This window comes from Faecalibacterium gallinarum (assembly GCF_022180365.1).
GTDB lineage: Bacteria > Bacillota > Clostridia > Oscillospirales > Ruminococcaceae > Faecalibacterium > Faecalibacterium gallinarum.
The window spans coordinates 56,709-65,690 of record NZ_BQKV01000020.1; the positions used below are offsets into that span (position 1 = coordinate 56,709).

An 8,982-nucleotide genomic window follows, 5' to 3' on the forward strand; every position below is an offset into this window, starting at 1 on the left:
GTAAAATTGTCTGGGTTCACCGGATAAGATTCCTTTACAACGGGTTGGCCTCATGCTACAATGAAATGTATTGAATTCCTGCCTGGGGTCTGGACGACAGGGACGGAAAAGAGGAAGAGAGAATGAACGAACAGACAAGCACGGGCGTTTTGGCCCGCAGCGGGCGGCCGCTGTTCAGCCAGCAGGAGCTCCTGCGGCTGATCTGGCCGCTGCTGGTGGAGCAGCTGCTGGCCATGACGGTGGGCATGGCGGATACCATGATGGTTTCCCGCTGCGGCGAGGCGGCCATTTCGGGCGTCAGCCTGGTGGATATGATCAACAACCTGGTTATTAACCTGTTGGCGGCGCTGGCCACCGGCGGCGCGGTGGTGGTCAGCCAGTACCTGGGAGCCCGCAGTGGAAAGAAGGCCAATTCCAGCGCCGGCCAGCTGATCCTGCTCAGCGTACTGCTGGGCCTGGGGCTTGGGGCGTTCTGCCTGGCGGCGGCCCGGCCCATGCTGCGGCTCTTTTACGGCGCCATTGAGGAGGATGTCCTCGCGGCGGGTGTGACCTATCTGCAAATCACCGCCATCAGCTACCCGTTCCTGGCGCTGTACAATGCGGGGGCGGCCATCTTCCGCAGTATGGGCAACTCCAAGATTTCCATGCGGATCAGCGTCCTGATGAACGCCATCAACATTGTGGGCAACGCGGTCTGCATTTTTGGGCTCAAGATGTATGTGGAGGGCGTGGCCTGGCCCAGTGTGGTGTCCCGCGCGGTGGCGGCGGTGCTGATTCTGAAAGCCTGCGCCAAAAAGGACAACGCCGTCCGGGCCGAGTTTACCTTCCGGGTGGACGGGGGCCTGGCCCGGCGGATTCTGGGCATCGGCATCCCCTCGGCCTTTGAGAACAGCCTGTTTCAGGCCGGGCGGATTCTGGTGGTCAGCATGATCTCCCTCTTCGGCACGGTGCAGATCGCGGCCAACGCCGTGGCCAACAACCTAGACGGCATGGGCTGCATCCCCGGCCAGGCCATCGGCCTGGCCATGATTACGGTGGTGGGCCGCTGTGTGGGCGCCTGCGACAACGAGCAGGCCGCCCTCTACGCCCGCAAACTGCTCTGGTGGAGCTACCTGGCCATGGGCCTCTTCAATGGGGTCATCCTCCTTTTTGTGGGGCCCCTGGTGGGGATCTACGAGCTGTCGGGAGAGACCATGGAGCTGGCCATCCTGCTGGTTCAGATCCACTGCGGATGCGGGCTTCTGCTCTGGCCCATCTCCTTTGTGCTGCCCAACGCCCTGCGGGCGGCCAACGATGTCCGGTTCACCATGGTAGTGTCGGTCCTGAGCATGGCCATCTGGCGGCTGGGCTTCAGCTACCTGCTGGGGGTGCGGATGGGCTACGGCGCCATCGGCGTCTGGATCGCCATGGTGGTGGACTGGATCTGCCGTTCGATCTGCTTTGTCTGGCGGTTCAAGAGCGGCGTCTGGAAGACAAAATACCATGCATAACCGGGGATTGGCCCTGATAAAGATAAAAGGAGAACCTTTGGATGAAACTGATCAGCTGGAACGTCAACGGCCTGCGGGCCTGTCTGACCCATGATTTCGCCGCGAGCTTTGCGGCCCTGGACGCCGACATCTTCTGCCTCCAGGAAACCAAGATGCAGCCCGGCCAGGCGGATTTCCACCCCGAGGGCTACACCGAGTACACCAACTCCGCCGAGAAAAAAGGCTACTCCGGTACGGCCTGTTACTGCCGCACTGCGCCGCTGACGGTCACCACCGGCATCGGCATCGAGGCCCACGACCACGAGGGCCGGGTGATTACCCTGGAGTACCCCGGGTTTTACCTGGTCAACTGCTACACCCCCAACAGCCAGGACGGGCTGAAGCGCCTGGACTACCGGATGGAGTGGGAGGACGCTTTCCGCGATTATCTCCTGCGGCTGGACGCCCAAAAGCCGGTGATCCTCTGCGGCGATCTGAACGTCGCCCACCAGGAAATCGACATCAAGAACCCCAAGACCAACCGCCGCAACGCCGGCTTTACCGACGAGGAGCGGGCCAAGATGACCCAGCTGCAGGCGGCGGGCTTCGCCGACAGCTTCCGGCGGCTCCACCCGGAGGAAGTCAAATACAGTTGGTGGAGCTACCGCTTCAAGGCCCGGGAAAAGAACGCCGGCTGGCGGATCGACTACTTCCTGGTGTCGGAGCGGATCGCCGATAAGATCCAGGCGGCCGAGATCCACAACGAGATCTTCGGCTCGGACCATTGCCCGGTGGAGCTGCAAATCGATCTCTGAGCCGCGGGGCGGCTTTTTGGACCGTTGAAACACAAAGGAGGACGAGAACAAAATGGCACAGAACGAAAAATCCTATGGCACGGCGGACCAGCGCCTGGGCACCGCGCCGCTCCTGCCGCTGATCTTCAGCCTGGCGCTGCCCACGGCTCTGGCTCAGCTGGTGAATCTGCTGTATAACATCGTGGACCGGATCTACGTCGGCCACATCCCCGGCACCGGCAGCCTGGCTCTGGCGGGCCTGGGTGTCACTTACCCCATCATCGTGCTGATCACCGCTTTTTCCAACCTGGTGGGTATGGGCGGCGCGCCCCGGGCCTCGGTGGCCATGGGCCGCGGCGATTACAAGACCGCCGAGAAAATCATGGGCAACTGCTTCTCCCTGCTGGTTGGCCTGTCGGTGGTTCTGAGCGTGGTATTTATGGTTTTCGGCGAGAATATCCTGCTGACCTTCGGCGCCAGTGAGAAGACTCTGCCCTATGCCATGTCCTACCTGTCCATCTATCTGGTGGGCACCATCTTTGTCCAGTTTACTCTGGGCATGAACCCCTTCATCACCAGCCAGGGCTTTGCCAAGACCAGCATGGCCACCACCTGCATCGGCGCCATCTGCAACATTGCCCTTGACCCCCTCTTCATTTTTGGGTTTAATATGGGTGTGCGGGGCGCGGCTCTGGCCACCGTCCTGAGCCAGGCCGTCAGCGCTGTATGGGTGCTGGTCTTCTTCACCGGCAAACAGAGCGTGCTCCGGCTGCGCAAGGCAAACTTTATCCCGGATCTCAAGATCCTGGGCCTGATCGTTTCCCTGGGCGTCTCGCCCTTCATCATGGCAGCCACCGAATGTCTGGTGCAGCTGGTCTTCAACGTGGGCGCCGCCAAATACGGCGGAGACAACGCCGTGGCCATCATGAGCATCCTGTTCTCGGTGGCACAGATTGCCTCTCTGCCCACCCAGGGCTTCTGCCAGGGTGTCCAGCCCATCATCGGCTACAACTTCGGCGCGGCCAAGTTTGAGCGTCTGCGCAAGACCTTCCTGGTGATGCTGGGGGTCTCGCTGGCGGTGGCTGTGGGCACCGTGCTGGGCGTGGAACTGTTCCCCCGGGTCTTTTTGGGTATGTTCTCCAGCGACCCCGAGATCGTGGAACTGGGTGTGGCTCCGCTGCGGATTTACATGCTGGGCTTTGCGTTCATGGGTTCCCAGTTCGCCTGCCAGCAGACCTTCCTGGGCCTGGGCGAGGCCAAGATCAGCATGTTTGTGGCCCTGCTGCGCAAGGTTATCCTGCTGATGCCTCTGGCCCTGATCCTGCCGGGCGTCTTTGGCGCTCTGGGCGGCAGCCAGCTGCTGGGCCTCTATGTGGCCGAGCCGGTCAGTGACTTTGTCTCTGCTACCACCTGCACCATCCTCTTCTTCGCGGTGGAGTGGAAGAAGCTCAATCCCTCTCCCAAGACAAACGGATAAGGAGTACCCATGCTGCAATATTATCTTCTCGTATTTTTCATCTCTATGGTTCCCGTCATCGAGCTGCGGGGCGCCATCCCGGTAGGGCTGGGCCTTGGGCTGGAGGTGCTGCCCACCTACCTGGTGTGCGTGGTGGGCAACATGCTGCCGGTGCCGGTGATCTATCTCTTTGCCCGCAAATTCCTGATCTGGGGCTGTGACAAACCTCTCATCGGCAAGATCTGTAAGTTCTTTATCGTGAAAGGCGAAAAGGCCGGCCGTGCCCTGGAGGCCAAGGCCGGGCGGGGGCTGACCATTGCGCTGCTGCTCTTTGTGGGGATCCCCCTGCCGGGCACCGGCGCCTGGACGGGCACCCTGGCGGGGTCTATCCTGGATATGAAGTTCAAAGATGTCCTCATCGCCTGCATGGGCGGTGTGCTGCTGGCAGGCGTTATCATCGGCCTGGCCAGCGCCGGGCTGCTGGGTGCGCTGAGCGGATTTTTCGCTGTGGGCTGATCCAGTGGGAAATATGTGAATATATTGTTAACAAAAAGGCTGCCGAAAGGTGGCCTTTTTGTTCATTTTGTACGTTGACGGCAAAAGGCAAAGAGTATAAAATTGTTTTCATGCTGGGAAACAGAAAAATTCAACCCCGCCCGGCAGAGGCGGGGAGGATAGAGCCCGGCGGCAAAGGAGACAGCGAGCTTTGATACAGGTACAGGATTTTTTGCAGCGGGTATTGAGCTATTACCGCAGCTCCTTTGATATCACATCCCCCTACACCCTGGGTGGGCAGACCTACGGGGCCCTGGCCGCCCTCCACGCCCACGAGGACCAGTACGTCCGGCTGGTGGGCACCACCCTCTGGAACGCCGACAGCCACGAGTATACCCTGTTCGACACCTTTGCGGCGGCCCCTACGGCGGCCGATGTGGAACAGCGGTTCCGGGTGGCGGCCGAGGAGATGGAGGCCCTGTTCGTCCGGGGCGGGGAGAAGCTGCCCCCGAAAGACCACCAGTACACCTGGCTGACGGTGGTGCTGCTGAGCCAGCAGGCCCCCGATGAAGCCGCCAAACAGGCAGTGGAACGGTGCCGCCAGACCCGGTATTATCAGTTCTATCTGCGGGGGTACAGCGAGGTGCGGATGGTTCTGGTGGATCTGGAACACCAGACCCTGACCACCAACCGGGCGGGCCGAAGCCTGAAAAAGCTCTATAAGCTGGCCCTGAAAAAAGCCGCAGAGGCGGAAAAATGATAGACGCGGGAGGATCAGCCCGTTGTTTATAAATGGTATTTGTGTTGTTATGACACGAGGGAGGAAAAAACAATGAATGGTATTCTTTTGCTGCTCATTGGCATCGCCACCTGCGTGCTCGGCTACGTTGTTTACGGCGGCTGGCTGAGCAAGCAGTGGGGTGTCGACCCGAAGCGCAAGACCCCGGCCTTTGAATACGAGGACGGCGTGGACTACTGCCCGGCCAAGGCCCCGGTTCTGCTGGGTCACCACTTTGCGTCCATTGCGGGCGCCGGCCCCATCAATGGCCCGATTCAGGCTGCCTACTTCGGCTGGCTGCCCGTCACCCTGTGGATTCTGCTGGGCGGCATCTTCATCGGCGCCGTGCAGGACTACTCGGCCTTGTTCATCTCGCTGCGCAACAAGGGCAAATCCATCGGCGAAGTTCTGGAAGCAACCCTGAACCACAAGTGCAAGATGATGTTCTCGGTCTTCGTCTGGCTGGTCATGCTGCTGGTGGATGCGGCCTTCGGCGATATCGTCGCCAAGACCTTCAACTGCATGCCCGGCGACGCTTCCACCGCCAACGGCTCGGTGGCTATGGCCTCCATGCTGTTCATCCCGCTGGCCATTGCTTTCGGTTTCCTGGTTTACCGCAAGCATGCCCCCCTGGTGGTCTCCACCATCGCAGGCGTGGCGGTCCTGGCCCTCTGCGTGGCCGTGGGCATCTACTTCCCGCTGGTGTTTGAGGGTTCCACCGTCTGGTTCTGGCGTGTAGTGGTCTTCATCTACTGCGCCATCGCCTCGGTTACCCCGGTCTGGATTCTGCTCCAGCCCCGCGACTACCTGAACAGCTTCCTGCTCTACTTCATGATTGCCATGTCCATCATCGGCATCTTTATCGCCAACCCCACCATGGGCCTGCCTGCATTCACCGGCTTCTCGGTGGGCGGCAACCTGCTGTTCCCGGCCCTGTTCATCACCGTGGCCTGCGGCGCCTGCTCCGGCTTCCACGCCCTGATCGCCTCGGGCACCACCTCCAAGCAGCTGTCCAACGAGAAGGACGCCAAGATGATTGGCTACGGCGGCATGCTGCTGGAGTGCATCCTGGCCGTTGTCTCTCTGATCGCTGTGGGCTCCCTGTTCACCAGTGAGAGCTTTGCCGCAGCCTTTGCAGAGTCCCCCGTCACCTTCTACACTGCGGCGGGCGCTACCCCGGCCATCGTTCTGGCCACCGCTGTTTCCAACTGGTTTGGCGGCAGCTCCATCATCTTCACCATTATCTCTCTGGCTGTCTCGGCCTTCTGCCTGACCTCTCTGGATACCTGCTGCCGTCTGGGCCGCTTCACCCTCCAGGAGATGTTCCAGCCTAAGGACGGCTCTGAGGCCAAGGGTCTGGCCAAGGTGATGCAGAACGTCTATGTCTCCACCATCGTCAACATTGCTCTGGCTTTCCTGCTGGTTGTGGCTGGTTACAGCCAGATCTGGCCCCTGTTCGGCGCTGCCAACCAGATGGTCGCCGTTCCGGCCCTGATGGCCGCTGCCGTCTACATGAAGAAGGTGGGCCGCAACAATCACATGTTCTACATCCCCATGTTCTTCATGGCTGCTGCTTCCATGTTCTCCATGATCCTGACCTTTAAGACCAACATCACCGGCATCCTGGCTGGTGCAGCGGGCGTCAACCTGTTCACCTACGCCATCCAGTGCGTCTTCATCGTCCCGATGCTGATCCTGGCTGTTCTGCTGCTGGTGGATGGCTGCAAGTTCCTGTTCGGCAAGGCTGCCCAGAAGGCCTGAGTTCGCTGAGGGAACACCCTAAAATCTGATCCGTTCCGCGCCCCCGCCCCAAACGGCGGGGGCGCTTTTGCGCGTCCAAAACCCGCTGCGCCCGGGGGAAAGGGGGCGGTCTAGCCAAAGGTACGCGGTTTTTGTCGTCAAAATGTCTATGGAAAAGCCGGGGGAAATATGCTAGAATGGTCTGCGATGCCGTTTGCAGGCCGGTGCGCCGGCTGGCAGAAAATCGGAAAGGATGAGGAAGAATGGATCATACACTCAACCAGAAGATTGATGCGTTTATTGCAGCCAATCAGGAACAGATTTTAAAGGATATCGCCGCACTGGTGGCGATCAACAGCGTGGAGACCGCTCCGGCCGAGGGCGCCCCCTTTGGCCCTGGCGCCCGGGCTGCGCTGGATAAAACCCTGGAGCTGGCGGCCGGCATGGGCCTGGCCACCCGCAACTGTGAGAACTATATCGGTTACGCCGAGCTGCCCGGCGCAGACCCGGAGAAATACCTGGCTACCATCTGCCACGTGGACGTGGTGCCCGCTGGCAACGGCTGGGAGGCCGACCCCTTTACCATGCGGGTGCGGGACGGCTGGATGCTGGGCCGGGGCGTGTCGGATGACAAGGGCCCCATGGTGGCTACCCTTTATGCCCTGAAGTTCCTCAAAGAGGCAGGCATCCCCCTGCGCTACCCCATCCGCGCCCTGGTGGGCGACAACGAAGAAACCGGCATGAAGGACGTGGAGCACTATCTGGAGCACTACAAGGCCCCGGTGTTCTGCTTCACTCCGGACGCCGAGTTCCCGGTCTGCAACGGCGAGAAGGGCCACTTCCATGGCAAGCTGGTCAGTCCCGTCTGCAATGGCGTGATCCGAGACTTTGAGGGCGGCGTGGCCGTCAACGCTGTGCCCGACCGGGCCAGCGCCCTGGTGATGACCGACATCTCCAAGCTGAGCAACGCCCCCAACATCACCCTGGAGCCGGAAGGCGAGGGCGTCCGTGTCCGCGGCTGGGGCAAGTCCGGCCATGCGGCCATGCCCGAGGGCACCGTCAACGCCATCGGCCTGGTGGCGGATTACCTGCTGGCCAACGGCCTGGGCAACGAGGCAGAGCGGGCTTACCTGGAGACCCTGCACAAGCTCCACAGCTCCACCGCGGGCGAGGGGCTGGGCATTGCCAGCGCGGACGAGCCCTTTGGGCCCCTGACCATCATCGGCGGCACCATTTCGATGGTGGACGGCCGGATGGTCCAGACCATGGACAGCCGTTACCCCACTTCCACCAACGGGGAGGTCATTGCCGCCGGCATCCGTGAGGCCATCGGCACTGGCGCTGAGCTGACCGATGTGGATTCGGCCGAGCCCTTCTATATCGGCGCAGACACCCCCGCCATCCGGGCCTGCATCGACACTTACAACGAGGTGACCGGCGAGAACGCCAAGCCCTTCACCATGGGCGGCGGCACCTACGCCCGCCACTTCCCCTATGCCGTGAGCTTTGGTCCCGAGCACGCGGACATGGTGCTGCCCGACTTCGGCGGCCCCATGCACGGCGCCAACGAGGCGGCCCCCATTGACAAGCTGCTGGAGGCCCTCAAGATTTATATCCTGGCCCTGCTCCGCCTGGAGGAGATCGACTTCTGATGGCGGCGCGGATTCTGGTAATCGATGGCCAGGGGGGCGGCCTGGGCCGTCAGCTGGTGGCGGCTTTGGCAGCGGCCTGCCCGGAAGCAGAGCTGATCGCTGTGGGCACCAACAGCCTGGCCACCTCGGCCATGCTGAAAGCCGGGGCCGCCCGGGGGGCCACCGGTGAAAACGCCGTGATTGTCAACAGCCGTCGGGCGGATGTCATCGTGGGCCCTCTGGGGATCGTGGTGGCGGATGCCCTGCTGGGGGAGATCACCCCGGCTATGGCGGCGGCGGTGGGCCAGAGCAGCGCCCAGCGGGTGCTGGTGCCGGTGAGCCAGTGCGACACCTATGTCGCCGGGGTGCCGGATCAACCGGTCAGCCGTCTGGTGGCGGCCGCTGCCCAGCAGGTGCGGGCCCTCTGCGCTTCGGAATAAATTTGGACAGAAAAAAGCAGATCCTCCGCAGTGAACCGCTCCAGTAAAAGTAGACAGTGAAAAAAGAAGGCCTCCTGTGGTAGAATAAAACTACTACAGGAGGTCTTTGCTATGCCCAGAAAATACAGCCACATTCAGGAACACGAGAAAGAGATCCTGGAACTTCGCAGCCAGGGAAT

The 8,982-nt window shown here is 61.5% G+C and carries 8 protein-coding genes; all 8 read left to right on the top strand.

What is annotated here, in order from left to right; genetic code table 11:
- Positions 1–122 precede the first annotated feature (122 nt).
- Positions 123–1,490 (top strand): MATE family efflux transporter, encoded by a 1,368-nt coding sequence (locus JCM17207_RS02650; protein ID WP_238316125.1) that lies wholly within the window; start codon positions 123–125, stop codon positions 1,488–1,490.
- A 41-nt stretch (positions 1,491–1,531) separates the two neighbouring features.
- Positions 1,532–2,284, top strand: a complete 753-nt coding sequence (locus JCM17207_RS02655) for an exodeoxyribonuclease III (protein WP_238316126.1) — start codon at positions 1,532–1,534, stop codon at positions 2,282–2,284.
- Between the two features lie 52 nt (positions 2,285–2,336).
- Positions 2,337–3,740, top strand: coding sequence for an MATE family efflux transporter (locus tag JCM17207_RS02660; protein WP_238316127.1), 1,404 nt, complete (start codon positions 2,337–2,339; stop codon positions 3,738–3,740).
- 9 nt (positions 3,741–3,749) lie between these two features.
- On the top strand, positions 3,750–4,235 hold the full coding sequence (locus tag JCM17207_RS02665) for a COG2426 family protein (protein WP_238316128.1): 486 nt from the start codon (positions 3,750–3,752) through the stop codon (positions 4,233–4,235).
- Between the two features lie 190 nt (positions 4,236–4,425).
- A complete protein-coding gene (locus JCM17207_RS02670) occupies positions 4,426–4,974 on the top strand; it encodes a DUF8052 family protein (protein WP_238316129.1) in 549 nt (182 codons plus the stop codon).
- A 72-nt stretch (positions 4,975–5,046) separates the two neighbouring features.
- Positions 5,047–6,753, top strand: a complete 1,707-nt coding sequence (locus JCM17207_RS02675) for a carbon starvation CstA family protein (RefSeq protein WP_238316130.1) — start codon at positions 5,047–5,049, stop codon at positions 6,751–6,753.
- Positions 6,754–6,995: 242 nt separating this feature from the next.
- Complete coding sequence (locus tag JCM17207_RS02680; RefSeq protein ID WP_238316131.1) at positions 6,996–8,384, top strand: Sapep family Mn(2+)-dependent dipeptidase; 1,389 nt, start codon at positions 6,996–6,998, stop codon at positions 8,382–8,384.
- Positions 8,384–8,803 (top strand): DUF3842 family protein, encoded by a 420-nt coding sequence (locus JCM17207_RS02685; RefSeq protein ID WP_238316132.1) that lies wholly within the window; start codon positions 8,384–8,386, stop codon positions 8,801–8,803. Before JCM17207_RS02680 ends, JCM17207_RS02685 begins: the two co-directional genes overlap by 1 nt.
- The last annotated feature ends 179 nt before the right edge of the window (positions 8,804–8,982 follow it).